At 73.0% G+C, this 20,859-nt stretch carries 16 protein-coding genes; 8 read left to right on the top strand and 8 right to left on the bottom strand.

What is annotated here, in order from left to right; all coding sequences use genetic code 11:
- Positions 1-323: 323 nt before the first annotated feature.
- Positions 324-854 carry a DoxX family membrane protein gene (locus ACZ44S_RS34245; protein WP_466936351.1) on the top strand — a complete coding sequence of 177 codons (531 nt, stop codon included), beginning with the start codon at positions 324-326 and terminating at the stop codon, positions 852-854.
- A gap of 7 nt (positions 855-861) precedes the next feature.
- Here ACZ44S_RS34245 and ACZ44S_RS34250 read toward each other — a convergent pair whose 3' ends face one another.
- Both ACZ44S_RS34250 and ACZ44S_RS34255 read right to left on the bottom strand, forming a co-directional pair.
- Positions 862-1,074, bottom strand: a complete 213-nt coding sequence (locus tag ACZ44S_RS34250; RefSeq protein WP_466936354.1) for a hypothetical protein — start codon at positions 1,072-1,074, stop codon at positions 862-864.
- Entirely contained in the window at positions 1,061-2,377 is a 1,317-nt protein-coding gene (locus tag ACZ44S_RS34255) for a PspC domain-containing protein (RefSeq protein WP_466936357.1), read from the bottom strand. The genes ACZ44S_RS34250 and ACZ44S_RS34255 overlap by 14 nt, the downstream gene beginning before the upstream one ends.
- Before the next feature lie 179 nt (positions 2,378-2,556).
- Here ACZ44S_RS34255 and ACZ44S_RS34260 point away from each other — a divergent pair, with 179 nt between their 5' ends.
- Complete coding sequence (locus ACZ44S_RS34260) at positions 2,557-3,849, top strand: ATP-binding protein (protein WP_466936360.1); 1,293 nt, start codon at positions 2,557-2,559, stop codon at positions 3,847-3,849.
- Positions 3,846-4,577, top strand: a complete 732-nt coding sequence (locus tag ACZ44S_RS34265; RefSeq protein WP_466936363.1) for a LuxR C-terminal-related transcriptional regulator — start codon at positions 3,846-3,848, stop codon at positions 4,575-4,577. The genes ACZ44S_RS34260 and ACZ44S_RS34265 overlap by 4 nt, the downstream gene beginning before the upstream one ends.
- 22 nt (positions 4,578-4,599) lie before the next feature.
- Here the strand turns inward: ACZ44S_RS34265 and ACZ44S_RS34270 are convergent, their stop codons facing one another.
- A complete protein-coding gene (locus ACZ44S_RS34270; protein ID WP_466936366.1) occupies positions 4,600-5,652 on the bottom strand; it encodes a C40 family peptidase in 1,053 nt (350 codons plus the stop codon).
- Positions 5,653-5,996: 344 nt separating this feature from the next.
- Between ACZ44S_RS34270 and ACZ44S_RS34275 the strand changes: the two genes are divergently transcribed.
- Positions 5,997-6,350: a hypothetical protein gene (locus tag ACZ44S_RS34275; protein WP_466936369.1), complete on the top strand. Its 354-nt coding sequence runs from the start codon at positions 5,997-5,999 to the stop codon at positions 6,348-6,350.
- Between the two features lie 43 nt (positions 6,351-6,393).
- Here the strand turns inward: ACZ44S_RS34275 and ACZ44S_RS34280 are convergent, their stop codons facing one another.
- Complete coding sequence (locus ACZ44S_RS34280) at positions 6,394-7,569, bottom strand: C40 family peptidase (RefSeq protein ID WP_466936372.1); 1,176 nt, start codon at positions 7,567-7,569, stop codon at positions 6,394-6,396.
- Between the two features lie 478 nt (positions 7,570-8,047).
- Here ACZ44S_RS34280 and pcrA point away from each other — a divergent pair, with 478 nt between their 5' ends.
- Complete coding sequence (gene pcrA / locus ACZ44S_RS34285) at positions 8,048-10,531, top strand: DNA helicase PcrA (protein WP_466936375.1); 2,484 nt, start codon at positions 8,048-8,050, stop codon at positions 10,529-10,531.
- Between the two features lie 31 nt (positions 10,532-10,562).
- On the opposite strand, the gene ACZ44S_RS34290 is transcribed toward pcrA, so the two are convergent.
- Positions 10,563-12,155: a M23 family metallopeptidase gene (locus ACZ44S_RS34290; protein WP_466936378.1), complete on the bottom strand. Its 1,593-nt coding sequence runs from the start codon at positions 12,153-12,155 to the stop codon at positions 10,563-10,565.
- 178 nt (positions 12,156-12,333) lie between these two features.
- Complete coding sequence (locus ACZ44S_RS34295) at positions 12,334-13,203, bottom strand: esterase/lipase family protein (RefSeq protein ID WP_466936381.1); 870 nt, start codon at positions 13,201-13,203, stop codon at positions 12,334-12,336.
- A gap of 395 nt (positions 13,204-13,598) precedes the next feature.
- Between ACZ44S_RS34295 and ACZ44S_RS34300 the strand changes: the two genes are divergently transcribed.
- The gene (locus ACZ44S_RS34300; RefSeq protein WP_190161176.1) at positions 13,599-14,015 is read left to right on the top strand and encodes a cobalamin B12-binding domain-containing protein; all 417 of its coding nucleotides are present in this window, start codon (positions 13,599-13,601) and stop codon (positions 14,013-14,015) included.
- A 134-nt stretch (positions 14,016-14,149) separates the two neighbouring features.
- On the opposite strand, the gene ACZ44S_RS34305 is transcribed toward ACZ44S_RS34300, so the two are convergent.
- Both ACZ44S_RS34305 and ACZ44S_RS34310 read right to left on the bottom strand, forming a co-directional pair.
- Positions 14,150-15,778 carry a DUF5691 domain-containing protein gene (locus ACZ44S_RS34305; RefSeq protein ID WP_466936384.1) on the bottom strand — a complete coding sequence of 543 codons (1,629 nt, stop codon included), beginning with the start codon at positions 15,776-15,778 and terminating at the stop codon, positions 14,150-14,152.
- A gap of 100 nt (positions 15,779-15,878) precedes the next feature.
- A complete protein-coding gene (locus ACZ44S_RS34310) occupies positions 15,879-17,243 on the bottom strand; it encodes an SWIM zinc finger family protein (protein WP_466936387.1) in 1,365 nt (454 codons plus the stop codon).
- 132 nt (positions 17,244-17,375) lie between these two features.
- On the opposite strand from ACZ44S_RS34310, the gene ACZ44S_RS34315 reads away from it, so the two are divergent.
- A complete protein-coding gene (locus ACZ44S_RS34315; protein WP_466936390.1) occupies positions 17,376-18,473 on the top strand; it encodes an ATP-binding protein in 1,098 nt (365 codons plus the stop codon).
- Complete coding sequence (locus ACZ44S_RS34320; RefSeq protein ID WP_466936393.1) at positions 18,470-20,833, top strand: DUF5682 family protein; 2,364 nt, start codon at positions 18,470-18,472, stop codon at positions 20,831-20,833. Before ACZ44S_RS34315 ends, ACZ44S_RS34320 begins: the two co-directional genes overlap by 4 nt.
- Positions 20,834-20,859 lie beyond the last annotated feature (26 nt).

Below are 20,859 nucleotides of genomic sequence, written 5' to 3' on the forward strand. Positions count from 1 at the left end.
GGTGCGGGGCCGGGGCGGGGGTGTCCGTCCTCGGACTGGCGCGATGGGGCTTGTTGGTGGGGGTGCGGGGTGCGGACGCGCCAGCCACTGCGGGCGAACACCCCCGTCCCGTCCCCTCCCCGCCGTAGGCGTAAGCGCCGGGCTGCGCAACCGACCCCCCCGGTCGGCACCCACGTGCGGCACTTCGCCGGCGCCGGTTGGGAAGCTCCGCCCGCACGGGACACGCAGAAAAACCCTGTGCACAGGGTTGAGCCGCGCCAGATGGTCGTACGTATGGTCTTTGGAGGAGGCCCGGGCACGGCAGTGAAGGGCGGCACACAGCGATGACCCACGGTATGCGCGCGCACACGCACTCACCGCACTTCGACGGCGACAGGGACTGGCGGGACCTCGCCTCCCGCTATGCCCTGATACCCCTACGGCTCTTTCTCGGCATCACCTTCATCTACGCCGGCCTGGACAAGCTCACGGACAGTGCCTTCATGAAGGACTCCGGCGCCGGTTCCATCGGCGACATGATGCGCGGCGTCCGGGACTCCTCCGCCATCCCCGCGATGGTCGACATGGCGTTGGAGAGCCCCGTCGCGTTCGGTTACGCCATCGCCTTCGGGGAGCTGGCCGTCGGCATCGGCACCCTGCTCGGTCTGCTCACCCGCCTCGCCGCGCTCGGCGGTGCGCTGATCTCCCTCAGCCTCTGGCTGACCGTGAGCTGGGCCGCCGAACCGTACTACTACGGCAACGACCTGCCGTACCTCATGGGCTGGATCCCGCTGGTGCTGGCGGGTGCTCCGCTGTTGTCCGTGGACGCCGCGCTCCGGGCGCGGCGACGGCGTCGGACGGGCGACTACCGGTAGCTCCTCGTCAGACCGGGTGCGCCCTGCCACGGCGGCGGCGTACGAGGCCGGTCAGGAAGCCCACCGCGCCGGCCAGGCAGAGGCCGCCCGTGACGACGGGGATCACCACGAACCACGGGGTTTCCCAGGCGCCGCCCGCGTCGCCGGCGTAGATCACCGCGGCGAGGGTGAGGGACGCCCCGGCGATCAGCCTGCCGGGCTGGAACTCATGACGCAGCACGGCTCACCTCCGCCTGTCCCGCACCGACCTGGAGCTCGATGTCGAGCGTGCCCGCCTCCGTGGCGCCGGGGGGCGGCTCCAGGGTCACCTCCTTGTGCTTGCCCGGAGCCACGTCCACGTCCTTCCGCTCGTCGCCCGGCAACTGGATGTCGCCCACGCCCACGTCGATGCTCAGCTTCACGGTCACGTCCCTCGGCACGATCACATGGATCCGGCCCAGACCGACGTCGGCCCGAGTCGTCACGGTGTCGTTCACGGGGACGCGTACCGCGGACAGGTCCAGCTCGCCCTCGCCCGCCCCCAGGTCGTAGGCGGGGCGTATCTGCGCGACCGAGGTGGGCTCCCACGTGGTGCGTCTCCAGTCGGTGCCGATGTCGCCGGGGATCGCGGCCGAGCCGGCGAGCAGGCCCGCCGTGATGACCGCCAGGATGATCGATCCCGCTCCGGTGCGGCCCAGGAACGCGCTCACGGCCACGCCGACGCCGAAGACGGCCAGCGCGCAGGCGAAACCGGTCTGCAGGCTGGTGCCGAGAGGGTGCGCCTCCCAGGTCAGGCCGGTGCCGAGACCCCCGGCGAGCAGGGCGAGCAGAAAGATCCGGCCGCCGATTCCACGGGGGCCGCGCGGCTTCGACGGCCGCGGTGCGGGGGCCTTGGCGCGGGTGTCGAGGCTGATGTTGACGGCGGCGGCGATGTCCAGGTCGCGGGAGTCACGGGGCCCCCACAGATAGCCCGTCCCGCCGACGTGCGTGCCGTCCTTGACGATGGGGTCGCGCCACCAGGAGGGGAACGCGGTGGGCGCCGGCGGTGCCTGGGGCTCCGGCGGGGCGTCGGCGGCGGCCTGCGCGGCGATGTGGTCCGGGCTGGGGGCGCCGCGCCGCCGCGACCAGTACCCCGCGCCGGCGAGCAGCAGGGACAGTATGACGGCGAAGCTCAGCACGCCGTCGTTGCTCAGCATGGTGAGGAAGACGCCGCAGCCGACCAGTGCGAACAGCACGGCCGTCAGGGTGTGGCCGTCGACCCGGCCGGTCAGCAGCCGGCGGATCTCGTTCTCCTCCTCGTCGTCGTAGGGGACGAAGAGCCAGGCGAAGCCGTAGAAGATGAGGCCGATGCCGCCGGTGGCGGACAGGACCGCGAGGGTGATCCGGAAGATCACCGGGTCCATGTCGCACTGCCGGCCGAGCCCCGCGCACACCCCGCCGAGCATCTGGTGCCGGCGGTCGCGCCGGAACCGCTCGCCGGAGTCCGGAGGACCGGATCGGTCCCGCGGCGCGGCGGTCGCCCCCTCCGTCTGGTGATCGGTCATGGGTCCATGGTGACGGGCGAGTCGCCGTGGCGGCAGTCGGTACGACCCTGGCCGGACCCTGATATCGGTCCCTGAGGGCGGACCGGGGAGCGTTCGACGGGGGAGGGGCGCGGAGATCAGGGGAGTCTCCGGGGCCGACCCTGATGCTCCGGCACTGCGGGCGTGTGACCATCGGTGGCATGTCGGAAGCCGCAGCAGCGCCCCTCGCCGAGCCGCGGCCGCCGCGCAAGCTCTACCGCAGCAGTGACGGACGCTGGCTCGGTGGCGTGGCGCGGGGGCTCGCCGGGCATCTCGGGCTGCCCGTCATCTGGGTGCGCCTGGTCTTCGTCGGCCTGTTCATGGCCGACGGTCTCGGCGCCCTGCTGTATGCCGCGTTCTGGTTCTTCGTACCGCTCGGTGTCGGCGGCGTGGACGCGCAGAAGCCGCCCTCGCTGGTGACCGCCGAGACCTCGCCGGACGGCCGGCGCAGACTCGTCGCCCGCAGACCGGACAAGGGACAGATCGTCGCCCTGCTCCTCATGGTCGTCGTGGCGATGGTCTTCGTGGGCAATGTGAACCTGAGCAACGGCGCCAGGGCCTACCTCTGGCCGACCGTTCTGGTCGGCGCGGGCGTCGCCCTGGTGTGGCGGCAGGCGGACAACGCGCGCCGGGCCCGCTGGATGGAGGTCGGCCGGCGCCGCCGCACGGTGACGCTGCTGCGGGCCGTGGCCGGCGTGCTGCTGGTGACGGCGGGCGCCTCGGGCATCTTCGTCCTGCGGGGCTCCGGCAGCCACCTCGGCTCGGTGCTCCAGGCCGCCCTCGCGGTGCTCGTGGGCATCACGCTGCTCGCGGGCCCCTACCTCGTGCGCATGACGCAGGACCTCTCCGAGGAGCGCCTGATGCGCATCCGGGCGCAGGAGCGCGCGGAGGTCGCCGCCCACGTCCACGACTCGGTGCTGCACACCCTGACCCTGATCCAGCGCAACGCCGACAACGCGGGCGAGGTGCGCCGCCTGGCCCGCGCCCAGGAGCGCGACCTGCGGGCCTGGCTCTACAAGCCCGAGGGCAACGGCAAGGAGGAGGACGACGAGCCCACCACCCTCGCCGAGGCCGTGAAGCGCAATGCCGCCGAGGTCGAGGACAAGCACGGCGTCCCTCTGGAGGTCGTGGTGGTCGGCGACTGCCCGCTCGACGACAGAATCGGCGCACAGATGCAGGCCGCGCGGGAAGCAATGGTCAACGCGGCCAAGTACGGTGGCGAGGGAGGCGCGGTTCAGGTCTACGCCGAAGTCGAGGGAAGGACGGTGTTCGTGTCCGTCCGGGACCGGGGCCCGGGCTTCGACCTGGACTCGATACCCGCCGACCGCATGGGCGTCAGAGAATCGATCATCGGCCGCATGGAGCGCAACGGCGGCACGGCGCGGCTGCGCGCGGTGCCCGACGGCGGCACGGAGGTCGAACTGGAGATGGAGAGGGCGGAGAAGACGTCATGAGCGAGCCGACCGAGGCGAACGGGACACAGGGGGCCGAGTCCGCGGAGCCCGCCGGGAGCACCGCCGGCCGTCGTGTGCGCGTCGTCCTCGTCGACGACCACCGCATGTTCCGCACGGGGGTCCAGGCCGAGATCGGGCAGACCGCGCAGACGGGTGTCGAGGTGGTCGGTGAGGCCGCCGACGTCGACCAGGCGGTCACCGTCATCACCGCGACGCGGCCCGAGGTGGTCCTGCTCGACGTGCATCTGCCCGGCGGCGGCGGTGTCGAAGTACTGCGCCGCTGCGCCCCGTTGATGGGGGACACGGAGCGGCCGGTCCGCTTCCTCGCCCTGTCCGTGTCGGACGCGGCGGAGGACGTGATCGGGGTGATCCGGGGCGGTGCCCGCGGCTACGTCACCAAGACGATCACCGGGACCGACCTGGTCGACTCGATCTTCCGGGTCCAGGAGGGGGACGCGGTCTTCTCGCCGCGCCTGGCCGGCTTCGTGCTGGACGCCTTCGCCTCCACGGACGCCCCGCCGGTCGACGAGGACCTCGACCGCCTCACCCAGCGCGAGCGGGAGGTGCTGCGGCTGATCGCCCGCGGCTACGCGTACAAGGAGATCGCCAAGCAGCTGTTCATCTCGGTGAAGACGGTCGAGTCCCATGTCTCCGCGGTGCTGCGCAAGCTCCAGTTGTCCAACCGGCACGAGCTGACCCGCTGGGCGACGGCGCGCCGGCTGGTCTGAGCCGTCACCTCGCGCGGGCCGCTCAGCTCACGCGCGTCGCGCCCGCGAACGGCATCTCGTCGATCGGGGCCACGCGTACGGGGGCCGAGGGGTTCGGGGCGTGGATCATCCGGCCGTCGCCGACGTAGATGCCGACGTGGCTGATGCCGGAGTAGAAGAAGACCAGGTCGCCGGGGAGTAGTTCGGCGCGGCCGACACGACGGCCGGCGTCGATCTGGGCGTAGGTCGTGCGGGGCAGGGAGACACCGGCGGCGCGGTACGCGGCCTGGACGAGGCCCGAGCAGTCGAAGGCGTCCGGGCCGGTGGCGCCCCAGACGTAGGGGCTGCCGAGCTTCCGGTAGGCGTAGGCGACGGCCTCCGCGGCGCGCGGGCCCGGGGCCCGGGAGGTGGCGGAGCCGGGGGCCGTCCGGCCGCCGCTGGGGTCCGCCGAGGCGCGGTCGGTGCCCCCGGTGAGGCCCGCGCGCTGTTCGGGGGACAGCCGGGCGAGCAGTCGACGGGCGGCGGTCAGCTTGCCGGTGATCGTCTCCTTGTGACGCTTCATCTCGGCGCGGCGGGACGTCAGCGACTTCGCCTCGACCCGTGCCGCGCCGCGCAACTGCTCGATCTCCCGGAGCTGTTTGCGTACGCGCCCCACCTCCGCCCGGTGGCGGGTGCCCGCGCGTTCGGCGAGGGCGGTGCCGTCCAGATAGCCGTCCGGGTCCTCGGACAGGACGAGTTGCAGGGCGGGGTCCAGGCCCCCGCTGCGGTACTGCGCCGCGGCGACCGAACCCAGGGCGGCCCGGGCGTCGTTGAGCCGGTCCTTCCTGCGGGCCGACTCGTCCTGCAGATCGCGCAGCCGCCGCTGGGCGGACTCCGCCTTCTCCTTCGCGCCGTTGTACTTCTCGGTGGCGGCCTCCGCCTGGCGGTGGAGCCGGTCGACATCGGCCCCGACCTGTTCCGGCGCCGGACGGGGCGCGGCCTGTGCCGGCCCGTCGAGGCCCGTCGCGGTGGCCGCGCCGGCGAGGGCGACGGTGGCGACCGTGCGGGCCGTGTGACCGCCCGCCGAGCGCTGTCGGGACCTGCGGTGCGCTGCCACCTCGACTCCCGTCCTCGTGCACGACCGCCCCGGGCGGTCCGGCGGCGGGGTGCACAGGGGGAGCCGTCCGCCGCCGGACCTCTTCGGCGGTGGTGTCCGGCTGCCGCCCCTGGTCCGGGCGGCGATGGAGAGCCGGTCACCTGGGGGAGGACGCTAGGCCTCGCCGCGCGGCCGGGGTAACGGGTTGTGCGGAAGTGGCGCCGGCGGACCGACAAGTGACCGTAAGTGACCGGTACGGCACTTCGGCTTCGTCGTCTTCACTCTGGGTGATGACCGATGTGGTGGACCGGGAGGAGGCGAGGGTGCCGGAGTGCTATGAGGCGCGTGTGGCTAGGCTCCGGCCCATGGACGTACTCATCCACCTCTTCGTCGGTCTGCACATCATCGGCATCGCGTCGCTGCTCGGCGGCTTCCTCACCCAGATGAAGGCGATGGGCGAGGGCACCGCCCGCTTCAGCCCCGCGATGCTGCACGGTGCGCTGACGATGCTGGTCACCGGTGTGGCCCTGGTCGGTCTCAACCAGGCGCAGGACTACTCCGTCGACAACGTCAAGATCGGCGTGAAGCTGGCCCTGCTGATCGTGATCCTCGGCCTGGTCTATGTGAAGCGGGACGACGAGAAGGTGGACAAGGGCCTGTTCGGACTGGTCGGCCTGCTGACCGTGACGAACGTCTTCATCGCCGTGCTGTGGACCTGACCCCCTGGAGCGGGGACACACCCGCCTCCGGCCGCCGGGCCGGTCAGGCGGGGCGCACCACGCTGTGGATCGAGGACTCCCCGTCGTAGAAGATCGACTCCTCGCGGACGTAGGTGCCGGGCTTCGGCGCGTGGATCATCATGCCGTTGCCGATGTAGATCCCCACGTGGGTGACGTCGTCGTAGAAGAAGACCAGGTCACCCGGCTGAGCCTGGGAGACGGGGACCGTGGTTCCCGCGTCGACCTGGTCGTAGGTGGTGCGCGGGATGGTGACGCCGGCGGCCTTCCAGGCGGCCTGGGTGAGGCCGGAGCAGTCGTAGGAGCCCGGGCCGGTGGCGCCCCAGACGTACGGCTTGCCGATCTGCGCGCGGGCGAAGGCGAGGGCCTTCTCGGCCTTGGTGGCGTACGAGGAGTCCGTGGACGTGGACGGCGGGGTGGTCGAGCCGGAGGATTCCGAGGTGCCCGTGCCGCCGCTCTCCTGCTGAGCGGCCTCCTCCTGGGCCTGCTGCCGCTCCGCCTGCTGCCGGGCGAGCTCGGCGGCCTTGCGGGCGGCCTCCTCCTGCTTCTTCTTCTCGATCGCCGCGAGCCGCGCCTTCTCCTCGGCGGTCAGCTTCGACATCAGCTCACGCGCGTCGGTGAGCTTCTTCTGGACGGTGGCCTTGGCCGTCTTCAGATCGCCCTGCGACTCCGTGAGCGTCTCGAGGCCCTTGGTCGCCTCCCGGCGCTTCTTCATCGTCTCGGACTGCTCGGTGACGTAGTCGTCGACCGCCTCCTTCTGGCGGCCGGTCATCCGGTCCATCACCTGGCGCTGGTCGAAGATGTCCTGCGGCGTGTCCGCGAGCAGGAAGGTCGCGGTGTCGGGGACGCCCGCGCCGGTCCGGTACTGGGCGGCGGCGAAGGAACCCAGCTCCTCCCGCGCGTCGTTCAGCTTCTGGGTGCGCTTGGCCACGTCGTCGAGGAGGGTGTCGACGCGCTTGCGCTGCTTGGTGGTCTTCTCCTTGGCCGCGTTGTACTTCTCGGTCGCCGACTCCGCCTGGCGGTAGAGGTCGTCGACCTTCTTCTCGACCTCCTCCAGGCTCGGCTTGTCGTCGTCCGACGGGGCGGCGTTCGCCGTCTGGGAGAGCAGGGCGACGGAGGTCAGGGCGGCCGTTGCGAGGGCCGGGGTCCGTATGCCTGCCACGCGGGTGCCGGGGGTGCGCGACTTGCGGTGCGACGCCAAGGGAGGCGACTCCTTCCAGTGCTCCGCCTACCGGGTTAGCGGTGGGGGTCCCTCCCAGGCCGTTCAGGCTCTGGGGGAGGGTTCGGGCGGTGGTGCTTGGAAGGGTTGCCCTACGGCCGCTCCGCGAGGGAGTGGGCCGATTCACCCCATGTGTCTCGGTGGGTCCCCGGCTCCGGCTGCCACGGCGGACAGTGACGGACTCGGCGGGGGCCGCGCGGCCCGGCGAGGTTCGCCGGTGGGGGTCGTACGGCCCGCCCGCACCGTAGCCAACTCGTGTGGCGCCTGTGAAGGTTGATGGGTGATATGCCCGATACATTTTTGTGACCTTGTGCGGCGGGTCACTCAGGGTGAGGTGGTCGTGCCGGGGGGTGTGCGGTCGGGCGGTGACCGGGGGCCCGGCGGGTGTGCGGCCGGAAACCGGGGGATGTTCCCGGGGCGGGCCCGGGTTGTCGGTGGGGCGCCCTAGACTCGGAGAGCGATGAGCAGCCTCTTTGACGACAGCTTCCTGGCGGACCTCCAGGCCCAGCGGGGCCCCGCGGACGAGCCCCCGCCGCCGCCCGAGGACGATCATGTGCCGGAGACCGTTCCGGACGATCTGTTCGGCGGGAAGTTCGACGTGCCGCCGGACCGGGACACCCACTACCGCGACGGCGCCCCGCGCCCGGTGATCGACGCCGCCGCACTGCTGGAGGGGCTGAACGACAACCAGCGTGCCGCCGTCGTGCACTCCGGCAGCCCGCTGCTCATCGTGGCCGGCGCCGGTTCCGGCAAGACGCGTGTGCTCACCCACCGCATCGCCCACCTGCTCGCCGAGCGCGCCGTCCACCCGGGCCAGATCCTCGCGATCACCTTCACCAACAAGGCCGCGGGCGAGATGAAGGAGCGCGTCGAGCATCTCGTCGGCCCGCGTGCGAGCGCCATGTGGGTCATGACCTTCCACAGCGCGTGCGTCCGCATCCTGCGCCGCGAGAGCAAGAAACTCGGCTTCACGTCGTCGTTCTCGATCTACGACGCGGCCGACTCCAAGCGTCTGATGGCCCTGGTCTGCCGCGACCTGGACCTCGACCCCAAGCGCTTCCCGCCGAAGTCGTTCAGTGCCAAGATCAGCAACCTGAAGAACGAGCTGATCGACGAGGAGGATTTCGCCGCGCAGGCGAGCGACGGCTTCGAGAAGACCCTCGCCCAGGCCTACGCGCTCTACCAGTCGCGGCTGCGCGAGGCGAACGCCCTCGACTTCGACGACCTGATCATGACGACGGTCAATCTGCTGCGCGCCTTCCCGGACGTGGCCGAGCACTACCGCCGCCGCTTCCGGCACGTCCTGGTCGACGAGTACCAGGACACCAACCACGCCCAGTACGCCCTGGTCCGCGAGCTCGTCGGGAGCGCCTCCGAGCACCCCGTCGACGTGCCGCCGGAGGCCGAGGTGCCGCCCGCCGAGCTCTGCGTGGTGGGTGACGCCGACCAGTCGATCTACGCCTTCCGCGGTGCGACGATCCGCAACATCCTCCAGTTCGAGGAGGACTACCCGGACGCGACGACGATCCTGCTGGAGCAGAACTACCGCTCCACCCAGACCATCCTGAGCGCCGCCAACGCCGTCATCGAGCGCAACGAGTCGCGCCGCCCGAAGAACCTGTGGACCAACGCCGGCTCCGGCGCGCGGATCACCGGATACGTCGCCGACACCGAGCACGACGAGGCGCAGTTCGTCGCCGACGAGATAGACCGCCTCACGGACGCGGGCGAGGCCAAGGCGGGTGATGTCGCCGTCTTCTACCGCACCAACGCCCAGTCCCGTGTCTTCGAGGAGATCTTCATCCGCGTCGGCCTGCCCTACAAGGTCGTCGGCGGGGTCCGCTTCTACGAGCGCAAGGAGGTCCGGGACGTCCTGGCCTATCTGCGGGTGCTCGCCAACCCGGAGGACTCGGTGCCGCTGCGCCGCATCCTCAACGTCCCCAAGCGGGGCATCGGCGACCGCGCGGAGGCCATGATCGACGCCCTCGCCCAGCGCGAGAGGATCAGCTTCCCGCAGGCCCTGAAGCGCGTCGACGAGGCGTACGGAATGGCCGCCCGGTCGTCGAACGCCGTGAAGCGGTTCAACACGCTGATGGAGGACCTCCGTACGGTCGTGGAGTCCGGCGCGGGGCCGGCGACGGTCCTGGAGGCCATTCTGGAACGCACCGGCTATCTCGCCGAGTTGCAGGCGTCCACCGACCCGCAGGACGAGACCCGCATCGAGAACCTCCAGGAACTCGCGGCCGTCGCCCTGGAGTTCGAGCAGGAGCGCGGCGAGGGAGAGCCGGTCGCCCTGTCCGACTTCCTGGAGCAGGTCGCCCTGGTCGCCGACTCCGACCAGATCCCCGACGAGGACGAGGACGGCTCCGGCGTCATCACGCTGATGACCCTGCACACCGCCAAGGGCCTGGAGTTCCCGGTCGTCTTCCTGACCGGCATGGAGGACGGCGTCTTCCCGCACATGCGCGCCCTCGGGCAGACCAAGGAGCTGGAGGAGGAGCGGCGACTGGCGTACGTCGGCATCACGCGCGCGCGGGAGCGGCTGTACCTCACCCGGTCGACCCTGCGCAGCGCGTGGGGCCAGCCGTCGTACAACCCGCCCTCACGGTTCCTGGAGGAGATCCCGGCCGCCCACCTGGAGTGGAAGCGGACGGGGCCGAGCGCGCCCGTGTCCTCCGGCCCGGCCTCGGGTGTGGCGGCCTCGCTGTCGTCGTCCCGCTCCCGCTCGTCCGCGTCGGGCGCCTCCGGGTTCGCCACCCGGCGGACCGCGGAGAAGCCCGTGGTGGCGCTGGCGGTCGGGGACCGGGTCACGCACGACCAGTTCGGCCTCGGCACGGTGGTCGCGGTGAAGGGCTCGGGGGCGAACGCGGAGGCGACGATCGACTTCGGGGACACCAAACCCAAGCGTCTGCTGCTGCGGTACGCGCCGGTGGAGAAGCTGTAGCCGCAGGCGGCGGCCCGTCGTGGGGAGGACCCTACGACGGGTCGAGGCCGTGGCTGCGCAGCCAGGCGAGCGGGTCGATCGCCGCGCCGCCGCCGGGCCGCACCTCGAAGTGCAGGTGCGGGCCGGTCGAGTTGCCCGAGTTGCCGGAGAACGCGATCTGGTCGCCGGCCTTCACGGTGGAACCCGAGGGGAGCTGGTAGCTGGAGAGGTGGCAGTACCACGTCTCCGTACCGTCCTTCGCCGTGACGATCATCATGTTGCCGTAGGCGGCGTTGTACTGCGTGCGGACGGTGCCGTCGGTCGCGGCCAGCACCGGGGTGCCGTACGAGACGGGGAAGTCGATGCCGGTGTGGACGGACATCCAGTTGATGCCGGACTGGCCGTAGTAGGCGCTGAGGCCGTGCCGCGCGACCGGGAGCGCGAACTTCGGACGCAGCCGCTCCTTGCGGGCCGCCTCCTCCGCCGCCCGCCTGCGTTCGGCCTCCTGCTGCGCCTTGAGGTCGATGCGCTCCTGGGTGCGGCTGGCCCGGTCGGCGAAGTCGTCGGCGCCGGCGGCGAGGCTCTCCAGCTGGGTGTCCAGTTTGACGTTGGCGGCGGACGGTTTCACCGGCTGGGCGTCGGCCGCGGTCGTCTTCGTCTCCGGGCCGCCCTCCTCGGTCAGATTGCCGACCGAGGCAGCGGCGATGCCGGCGACGCCCATCACGCACGCCGAGGGCACGGCGACCGTCAGCAGCGCGGAGCGCTTGGCGGGCGCACGGCGGCGGGAGCGGGACCCGGCGCGTGATGCGGCGCGCGGCTGCGGGACGGGCAGGACCTCCTCCTGCTCGTCGAGCAGGGCCACCGCGGGCAGTTCGCCGGTGTCACCCGGCTCGCCGGGCGCGGGCTCGTCGGCGGCGGCCGACTCGTGGGTGTCCTGTTCGTACGGGCTCTGCTCGTACCCGTCCTGGCCGCCGTACGTGTCGTGGCCGCCGTCGGAATTCCACTGCGTGGCGTCGTAGACGCCGCTGTCGAAGGTCTGTGCGCTCCAGTCCCAGTGCTGCGTGCGGTCCGCGGGGTCGTCGGCCTGGTCCGGCTGGAGCCAGGCACCGGCGTCCCACTGGCCGCTCGTCTCGGGCGAGGTGCCCTGCGCCGGGATCGCCGACATCGGCTGATGGCCCGTGGTCCAGGCGGTCGCGTCGTAGCCGCCGGTGTCGTACGCGGCGGTGTGCTGGGCCGCGTACGCGTCGTACTGCCCGGTGTCCTGGCCGGCCGTGGGCCACTGCCCGGAGTCGTAGGCGCCCGTGTCGTGGCCGCTGCCCGGGAGGTCTCCGAAGAGGGGGTCGGTGGCGAAGCTGCCGGTCGTGTGGCCGGTGCCGTAGTGCGTGGCGCCGAAACCGGTCGCGTCGTAACCGCCGTAGGCGGTGAAGTCACCGTACGGGGCTTCCTGCGTGCCGTACGACGCGTAGGGCGCCGAGACGGCATCGGAAGCCGGAGCCGGGGCCATGGTCCCCGACGGGTGACGGTCGTTCACCAACTTCTCTTTCGCCTCGACAACAGGGGCTGCCAGAGCAGTGCGGCGACTGTACCCGGCGGTACGCGGGCACGACAATCTTCCCCAGGTTTCGCGCGCGCAGGAAACGGGCATTCGGTCGTGTTTTGGGGGACGGCGGGCGCGGTCTTGGCTCTTTGTTCGAACTCTGTTCGAGATTGTGGGTGTGTCGCGGCCGTAACTCGGCCGTGTCGGACCGTTGTTGTTCGGATGTGGAATCTTGCGGTGCTCGTGTCACGGCGGACGGGTCTCGGGCGTGTCGCGCCGTGCCGTCCTACGCCACCGTCAGGCCGTTCGCGCGGCCGGTGGACGGCTCGCCGGGGTGCGCCGTGTCCAGCGCCTGCCGTATACCGGTCGCCACGGCGGGGTGCACGGGCAGGGCGAGGTGGCCGACGCCGCTCACCCGGACGTTCACCGCGGTGAGGTCCGGGTGCTCGATGCACGCCGCGTCCAGCGGGTCCATGATGTGGTCGAGGTCGCTCCAGAAGGCGACGAAGTGTGTACGGCAGCCGGGCGAGGGCAGCGAAAGCTCCTCGAGCACCGGTGAGCCGGGGCGCATCTGGCGCACGATGGGGTGCGCGTTGGCCAGCGGCGCGACGCGCGTGCCGGAGTGCGGGGTGCCGAGCGTGACGAGCGTCCGCACCCTGCTGTCACCGCCCAGTCGCTGGACGTAGTACCGCGCGATCAGCCCGCCGAGGCTGTGTCCCACCACGTCCACCTGATGGCTGCCCGTGCGCTCGCACACCTGCTCGACGTGCCGTCCGAGCAGTTCGGCGGCGATGCGGATGTCGCAGGTCAGCGGGGAGTAGTTGAGCGACTCGATCTGCTGCCTGCCGTGCTGGGACAGGCTGCGGCGCAACAGGACGAAGACTGAGCGGTTGTCGATGAAGCCGTGCAGCAGCACGACCGGGGGTTTGGCCTCCGTCGGCAGCTGTGCGGCGTTGTCCGGTGCCGGCAGCGCGGGGCGGCCGGGGCCCCGCCGCTCCTGGACGATCCCGGCGGGATAGAGCAGGAGGTGGCCCGCGAGGATCGCCAGCTCCAGGGCGGTCGCCTTCAGCAGGGCCAGGGAGAGATCCGCCAGCCGGGCCGGCAGAAGGCGCCGGCAGACCGGCAGAAAGGGAAGTGCTGCCTCGGTGACCTTCATGGCCGACCTCCTGTCGGCACGCGGAAGGACAGCCTCGTCCCCCGTGTGCCCTCATGGGATGTCGCTACGAAAGCGGTCGACGGCGCGCGCGTGCTGTGCGTAGAGGGGGCGCAGTGGTGCGTCGACCTCGGTGCGAATCCCTTATGCGCATGTTCCCACCGATGCCCATGAGTCGCACGAGCACACGGTGTGCGGGCCTCCGGGCCCGGGAACGCTGCGCGATGAACGTGTCCCACCGTGTGATTTCCCCCTCCCTGTACCCCGCGAAACTGCCGGTTGCGGGATGCTGGAGATAACGTTCGTTCACTTCTCGGGCCGGTTCGGGCCGGGGTGTCCGTGCGATGTGTGCGGTACTTGTCGGTACGGATGGATGTAGTCGCTTCATGGAGGCAGTGATGGGTGTGGCAGCCGGACCGATCCGCGTGGTGGTGGCCAAGCCGGGGCTCGACGGCCACGATCGCGGGGCCAAGGTGATCGCGCGGGCGCTGCGCGACGCCGGTATGGAGGTGATCTACACCGGGCTCCACCAGACCCCCGAGCAGATCGTCGACACCGCGATCCAGGAGGACGCCGACGCGATCGGGCTCTCCATCCTCTCCGGGGCGCACAACACGCTGTTCGCGGCGGTCATCGAGCTGCTCGAGCAGCGGGACGCGGCGGACATCCTGGTCTTCGGCGGCGGCATCATCCCCGAGGCGGACATCGCTCCGCTGAAGGAGAAGGGCGTCGCGGAGATCTTCACGCCGGGTGCGACCACGGCGTCGATCGTGGACTGGGTCCGCGCCAACGCCCGCCAGCCCGCGCAGGCGTAGGGCCGTCCCGCCGCGTTGGCGCCGGTACGGGTCGGGGGTGGGCCGTGCGGCCCGGCGCCCGCGGGGTGCCGGCGCGCCCACCCGTGCCCTCCCGCCGGCGCGACTGCCCGCGGTGGGCGTGGCCCGGTCGGGGGTCATGGGGCGGGCGGGGCCAGTTCCGCCAGCATGGCCGCGCGGAGGCGCAGGGTGGTGACCAGGCGCTGGAAGGCCTCCGACCAGTAGCCCCCGGCTCCCGGTGACGCGTTCTCCGGCTCGTCCGGCACCGCCAGGAGCGCGTCGAGGCGGCCGGCCTCGGACGGGTCCAGGCAGCGTTCGGCCAGGCCCATGACTCCGCTGAAACTCCATGGATAACTCCCTGCGTCACGCGCGATGTTGAGCGCGTCGACCACCGCCCGTCCGACCGGCGCAGCCCAGGGCACGGCACACACTCCGAGCAGCTGGAACGCCTCGGACAGGCCGTGCGTCTCGATGAACCCGGCCACCCACTGGGCCCGTTCGGCGGCGTTCAGCGTGCCGAGCAGCTTGGCCCGTTCGGCCAGGGACACCGCTCCGGGGCCGCCCGCCTCCGGTGCCGAGGGGTTCGCGAGCAGCGCCCGGGACCACGCCGCGTCCCGCTGCCGTACTGCCGCCCGGCACCAGGCCGCGTGCAGTTCGCCCTGCCAGTCGTCCGCCACCGGCAGGGCCACGATCTCCCGGGGTGTGCGCCCGCCGAGCCGCCGCGACCAGGTGTCCAGCGGGGCCGCTTCCACCAACTGGCCGAGCCACCAGGACCTCTCGCCCCGGCCCGCCGGGGCCTTGGCCACCACACCGTCGCGTTCCATACCCGCGTCGCACTCGTGCGGCGCCTCGACGGTGATCGTCGGTACGTCCCCTGTGTGGTCGACGGCCACACAGGCACCCGCTCTGACCGCCATGCGGTGAGCCAGTGCCGAGGCGGGCAGCGCCGACAGCAACTCCGCCGCCGTCGCCCGTACATTGCGGCTGCGGTCGCCCAGGGCCTGTTCCAGGAAGGGTTCGTCGTCCGGGCCCAGACCGGTGCGCAGCGAGTCCAGGAACATCAGCCGGTCCTCGGCCCGCTCCGTGGCCCAGGTCGACTCGAGCAGTCCGCGTGCGGCGTCGGGCCGGCGAGAGCGCAGCGCGGTGAGAAGGGCGACCCGTTCGGCGAAGAGGCCCTCCTCCCAGAGGCGCCGTATCCCGTCCGTGTCGTGAAGGCCGGGTCCGGACGTGCCGCCGCCCGGTGCGGAGCGCAGGGCGAACCGCCAGTCAGGATTGAGCCGGGCCAGCCACAGGGCGCGCGGACCGGCGAACCGCAGCGCCGCCGGACGCAGGTCCGTGCGTCCCCGGGCCGCGTCGAGCAGGGCGGGCAGCACCGCGGGCGGCGGGGCGTAACCGTGGGCGTTCGCCGCGGCCAGCCACTGCGGGAGCAGCTCCATCAGATCAGGTGCCGAGCCCCGGCGTCCGCCTCCGAAGGAGCCGGGGCGGTCGGCGAGCAGCATCGTGAGCCTGCGCGCCGCGGCGGACGGCAGCAAAGGGCGCGGGTCCGGCGGGGCGGGCCGCGGACGCTCGGCGGCTCGTGCGGGCAGCAGTCCCGCCCGTCGCCGCACGGTCGCCAGGGCCGCCGCGTCCAGCAGTGCCGACGCCGCCCGGGGACCGGGTGCGACGCCTGCCGGAGCGCGCCGGTCCGTCCCCAGCAGGGCCGTGGTGACCAGCTCCTCCCAGTCGTCCGGGAGGGGTGCCTCCACAGCGGCGGTCGTCCTGCTCATGAGCATCCCTTCCGACGGGTGTCCCGGTACGGCCGATGACTCAGGTGCACCGAGTGTCCAGTGGTGCCCGAAAAATTCCCGGGGTGGGCGGGGTGACGGCTCAGCACAGCGGCACCGCCTCCCCGGGCCCCTCGGGCCATGCCGCCAACGGGGTGAACCCCTGATGGCCGCACTCGCCGAAGACCCTGACCGGGGCGCCGCCCGACAGAGCCACCAGGCGCCACAGACCGGGGCGGGACCGCGCGGCTCGGGTGAGCGGCAGGGCCGCGCCCTCATCGGCGTCGGCCAGCTGCCAGCCGTCACCGTCCGGGACCGGTATCACCCGGTCCAGCGTCACCGGCACGGAGTCCAGCCAGGGGTCGTCGCGCAGCGCCTCGCCGTAGCGGGCGACCGCCCGGCCCGTCGTCGTGCCCGGCGGCCGCGCCGCCGTCGGCCCGGGCGGCGCGAACCGTTCCCCCAGGGCCACCCGCACCTGCCCCGCGCCCGGGTAGGCGGACACCTCCGCGTCCAGGGCCAGCCCGACCGGCAGGGCGAGCTCCGGGGAGCGGCCCGCCGCGCCGTAGGAGAGGAGCAGCGCCGTACGCCCCGAGCCGGTGCCGTACAGCCAGACGCGGCGGGTCGTGAGACGGCTGTCCGCCGTGTCGTACTGGGCGAGGACCAGCCAGCGGTCCCGCACCGGAGGGCCGTCCGCCGCGGCGGACAGGCCCATACGGGAACGGACCGTCGCGGCCAGCCCCTCCGGCAGTTCGTCCCGGTGCAGCCAGCCCCGGGCCAGGAGGTGGAGCAGCGCGCACTCCTCCAGCAGCCGCACCGGCCGGCCCGCTCCGGTCTCCGGGAGCGCCCCCAGCTCCCGCACGCGGGCGGCCAGCCCCTGCGCCTGGGCGTCCACCATGCGGGCCGCGGTCTCCTCCCACAGGCCGCATCCGGACTGCTCGGCCGAGGCCAGACCGCCGCGCAGCAGATCGGCCAGGCGCTGCTCCAGTTCCGCCGCGCCCGCGGTGATCCGCTCGGCCCGGCGCTCCGCCCTGCGCCGCGCCGCCTCCGGGTCCGCCGGTCCCGGCGGAGCGCCCGGAGCACCGGAGGAGCCCCCGGCCAGCCCGTCCTCCGCCCGGGCGCGCCGGGCGGCGATCCACCGCCCGGCCCAGTCCGGCTCCTGCGCCCGCGGCAGCGCCTCGTCCCCGCCCGCCCCCAGCAACATCAGACCGAGCGCGTGCTTGCACGGGAACGTGCGGCTCGGACAACTGCACATGTAGGCGGGCCCGGAGGCGTCCGCGAGGTCGACGACCGTCCTGTGCGGCGTGCCCCCGCCGCCCGTGCACAGCCCCCACGCCGTCCCCTCACCGGAACGGCCGGTCTCCGACCACGGCCCGGCCACGCCGAGTTCGCTTCCCGCCTTGCGTGACGCGGGGTCAGGTGCCAGTGCCAGCACCTGGTCCGCGGTCCAGCGCACCCCCTGCTGAGTCATGCCACCGAAACTAGATCCCGGCACTGACAATCGGCCTGTGGACCTCGTTCGTGCAGGTCGGAGTGATTGTCAGTGGCGTGGTGCACGGTTGGTGACAGATCCGAACCGGCCGAGGTGGAGGGGGACTCAGCCATGACTGTGTCTGTGGAGACGGAGAAGCTGCGGCCGCACGCCGAGGACGCCTTCGCCGCCGAACTCGCCGCGCTGGCGGCGCAGGACGACCGGCCGCGCCCCGCCCGCTGGCGGCTGTCGCCGTGGGCCGTCGCGACCTACCTGCTCGGCGGCACGCTGCCGGACGGCACGGTGATCACACCCAAGTACGTCGGTCCGCGCCGGATCGTCGAGGTCGCGGTGACCACCCTCGCCACCGACCGCGCCCTGCTGCTGCTCGGAGTGCCCGGCACGGCGAAGACCTGGGTCTCCGAACACCTGGCCGCCGCGGTCAGCAGTGACTCGACGCTGTTGGTGCAGGGCACGGCCGGCACACCGGAGGAGGCCATCCGCTACGGCTGGAACTACGCCCGGCTGCTCGCCCACGGCCCCAGCCGGGACGCGCTCGTGCCCAGCCCGGTGATGCGGGCCATGGCGGAGGGCATGACGGCCCGCGTCGAGGAGCTGACCCGCATCCCGGCCGACGTCCAGGACACGCTGATCACGATCCTGTCGGAGAAGACGCTGCCGATACCGGAACTCGGCCAGGAGGTGCAGGCGGTCCGCGGGTTCAACCTGATCGCCACGGCCAACGACCGCGACCGCGGGGTCAACGAGCTGTCCAGCGCCCTGCGCCGCAGGTTCAACACCGTGGTCCTGCCGCTCCCGGAAACCGCAGAGGCGGAGGTCGACATCGTCTCCCGCCGGGTCGGCCAGATCGGCCGCTCCCTCGACCTGCCGGCCGTGCCCGACGGCATCGACGAGATCCGCCGCGTCGTCACCGTCTTCCGTGAACTGCGCGACGGGATCACGGCCGACGGGCGGACGAAGCTCAAGTCGCCCAGCGGCACGCTGTCCACCGCCGAGGCGATCTCCGTCGTCACGGGCGGGCTGGCGCTGGCCGCCCATTTCGGCGACGGCGTGCTGCGGGCCGGGGACGTCGCCGCGGGCATCCTCGGCGCGGTCGTCCGCGACCCGGCGGCGGATCGCGTCGTCTGGCAGGAGTACCTGGAGACCGTCGTCCGCGAGCGGGAGGGCTGGAAGGACTTCTACCGGGCCTGCCGGGAGGCCGGCCCATGAGCCGCGGGAGGGAGGGAGCCGGCGGACCGCTGCTCCTCGGGGTGCGGCACCACGGTCCCGGGTCGGCACGGGCGGTGCGGGCCGTGCTGGAGGAGGCCCGGCCGGGCATGGTGCTGATCGAGGGCCCGCCGGAGGCGGACGCTCTGGTCCCGCTCGCCGCCGAGGAGGACATGCGGCCTCCCGTCGCCCTGCTCGCCCACGCGGTGGACGAGCCCGGCCGTTCGGCCTTCTGGCCGCTGGCCGGGTTCTCCCCGGAGTGGGCCGCGATCCGCTGGGCGGTGGAGCACGGCGTCCCGGCCCGCTTCATCGACCTGCCCGCCGCGCACACACTGGCCCGGGCGAGGGACGAGGAGGACGCCGACGAGGACGGTGGGACCGAGCCCGCGGCCGGTGCGGGCGACCCGGCGGGCGCCGACGTGCGGGTCGATCCGCTGGGGGTGCTCGCCGCGGCCGCCGGGTACGACGACGCCGAGCGCTGGTGGGAGGACGTCGTCGAGCACCGGGGCGTCGGGAAGGGGGACCCGGTCGCGCCCTTCACCGCGCTCGAGGAGGCCATGACCGCCCTCCGCGAGGCGTACGGCAGCGGGGGACACGAGCGGGACCTGGTGCGTGAAGCCCATATGCGGCTGCGCATCCGCGCGGCGCGACGGGAGTGCGGGAAGGGTGTGGCCGTCGTCTGCGGGGCCTGGCACGTGCCCGCGCTCCGGCGGAGCACCACCGTCGCCGCCGACCGGGCCCTGCTGAAGGGGCTGCCCAAGGTGAGGACCGACATGACCTGGGTGCCCTGGACCCACCGCAGGCTCGCCCGGGCGAGCGGCTACGGCGCGGGCATCGACTCCCCCGGCTGGTACGGACATCTGTTCGACGCCCCGGACCGACCGGTGGAACGGTGGCTGACCAAGGTGGCGGAGCTGCTGCGGGCCGAGGACATGACCGTGTCGTCCGCGCACGTCATCGAGGCCGTGCGGCTGGCGGAGACCCTTGCGGCGATGCGCGGGCGGCCGCTGCCCGGGCTGGGCGAGACGACCGACGCGGTGCGGGCGGTGATGTGCGAGGGCTCCGACGTGCCGCTGGCACTGGTGCACGACCGGCTGGTCGTCGGCGACGTCCTGGGGGAGGTGCCGGCCACCGCGCCCGCCGTGCCGCTGCAGCGGGACCTCACGCGGATCCAGCGCCGGCTGCGGCTGAGACCGGAGGCGGCCGAGCGGGAGCTGGAGCTCGACCTGCGCAAGGAGACCGACGCCGAGCGCAGCAGGCTGCTGCACCGGCTGCGGCTGCTCGGCATCGGCTGGGGCGAGCCCGCCGTCTCACGCGGCAGCACGGGGACGTTCCGTGAGACATGGCGGCTGCGCTGGGAGCCGGAGCTGTCCGTGCGGGTCGCCGAGGCCGGGGTGTGGGGGACGACCGTCCTCGCCGCCGCGACGGCCAGGGCCGAGGCGGACGCCGTCGCCGCGCGGGGCCTCGCGGAGATCACCGGGCTCGCCGAGCACTGCCTGCTGGCGGGGCTGTCCGAGGCGCTGCCCACGGTGATGCGGATCCTGGCCGACCGCGCGGCCCTCGACACCGACGTCGGCCACCTCGCCCAGGCGCTGCCCGCCCTGGTCCGCTCACTGCGCTACGGCGACGTCCGGGGCACGGACACCGCGTCGCTGGCCGGGGTCGCCGCCGGTCTCGCCGAGCGGGTCTTCGTCGGACTGCCCCCGGCCTGCGCCGCACTGGACGCCGACGCGGCCGAGGAGATGCGGGACCACGTCGACGCGGTGCACGGGGCGGTGGGCCTCCTCGGCGACGCCCCCGCACCGGGCCACGGGAGACTGCGCGCCCGCTGGCAGTCGGTGCTGCGGACGCTGGCCGCCCGGGACACCGTGCCCGGCGTCGTACGGGGGCGCTCCGTGCGGCTGCTGCTGGACGACGGAGGGCTGGCGCAGGACGAGGCGGCGCGGCTCATGGGGCTCGTGCTGTCGCCGGGCACACCGCCGGCGGACGCGGCCGCGTGGATCGAGGGGTTCGTCGGCGGCGGCCCCGGCGGCGGGCTGCTGCTGGTCCACGACGAGCGGCTGCTCGGGCTGGTCGACGCGTGGCTGACGGGCGTACCGGCGGAGGCGTTCACCGATGTACTGCCGCTGCTGCGGCGGACGTTCTCCGCCTACGAACCGGGGGTGCGCCGCACCCTCGGTGAGCTCGTCCGGCGCGGACCGGGGGCCCGCGGGAGCGCGCTCGTGGTGTCCGGCCTGCCCGGCTTCGGGCCCGGCCTGGACACCGGGCGCGCGGACGCCGTGCTGCCGGTCGTGCGGCTGCTGCTGGGCCCGCACGCGAACGAGAAGACAGCGGACGCCGGACCGGCGGGGGTGACGGCATGACGGGCACACGACCACCGGTGGAGGCG

It is taken from the genome of Streptomyces malachitofuscus, assembly GCF_055571035.1.

Coding starts and splice junctions, on each gene's coding strand:
- ACZ44S_RS34245 (WP_466936351.1), top strand. CDS start 324: ATGACCCACGGTATGCGCGCGCACACGCACTCACCGCACTTCGACGGC.
- ACZ44S_RS34255 (WP_466936357.1), bottom strand. CDS start 2,377: ATGACCGATCACCAGACGGAGGGGGCGACCGCCGCGCCGCGGGACCGA.
- ACZ44S_RS34260 (WP_466936360.1), top strand. CDS start 2,557: ATGTCGGAAGCCGCAGCAGCGCCCCTCGCCGAGCCGCGGCCGCCGCGC.
- ACZ44S_RS34265 (WP_466936363.1), top strand. CDS start 3,846: ATGAGCGAGCCGACCGAGGCGAACGGGACACAGGGGGCCGAGTCCGCG.
- ACZ44S_RS34275 (WP_466936369.1), top strand. CDS start 5,997: ATGGACGTACTCATCCACCTCTTCGTCGGTCTGCACATCATCGGCATC.
- pcrA (WP_466936375.1), top strand. CDS start 8,048: ATGAGCAGCCTCTTTGACGACAGCTTCCTGGCGGACCTCCAGGCCCAG.
- ACZ44S_RS34290 (WP_466936378.1), bottom strand. CDS start 12,155: ATGCCCGTTTCCTGCGCGCGCGAAACCTGGGGAAGATTGTCGTGCCCG.
- ACZ44S_RS34295 (WP_466936381.1), bottom strand. CDS start 13,203: ATGAAGGTCACCGAGGCAGCACTTCCCTTTCTGCCGGTCTGCCGGCGC.
- ACZ44S_RS34300 (WP_190161176.1), top strand. CDS start 13,599: ATGGGTGTGGCAGCCGGACCGATCCGCGTGGTGGTGGCCAAGCCGGGG.
- ACZ44S_RS34305 (WP_466936384.1), bottom strand. CDS start 15,778: ATGAGCAGGACGACCGCCGCTGTGGAGGCACCCCTCCCGGACGACTGG.
- ACZ44S_RS34310 (WP_466936387.1), bottom strand. CDS start 17,243: ATGACTCAGCAGGGGGTGCGCTGGACCGCGGACCAGGTGCTGGCACTG.
- ACZ44S_RS34315 (WP_466936390.1), top strand. CDS start 17,376: ATGACTGTGTCTGTGGAGACGGAGAAGCTGCGGCCGCACGCCGAGGAC.
- ACZ44S_RS34320 (WP_466936393.1), top strand. CDS start 18,470: ATGAGCCGCGGGAGGGAGGGAGCCGGCGGACCGCTGCTCCTCGGGGTG.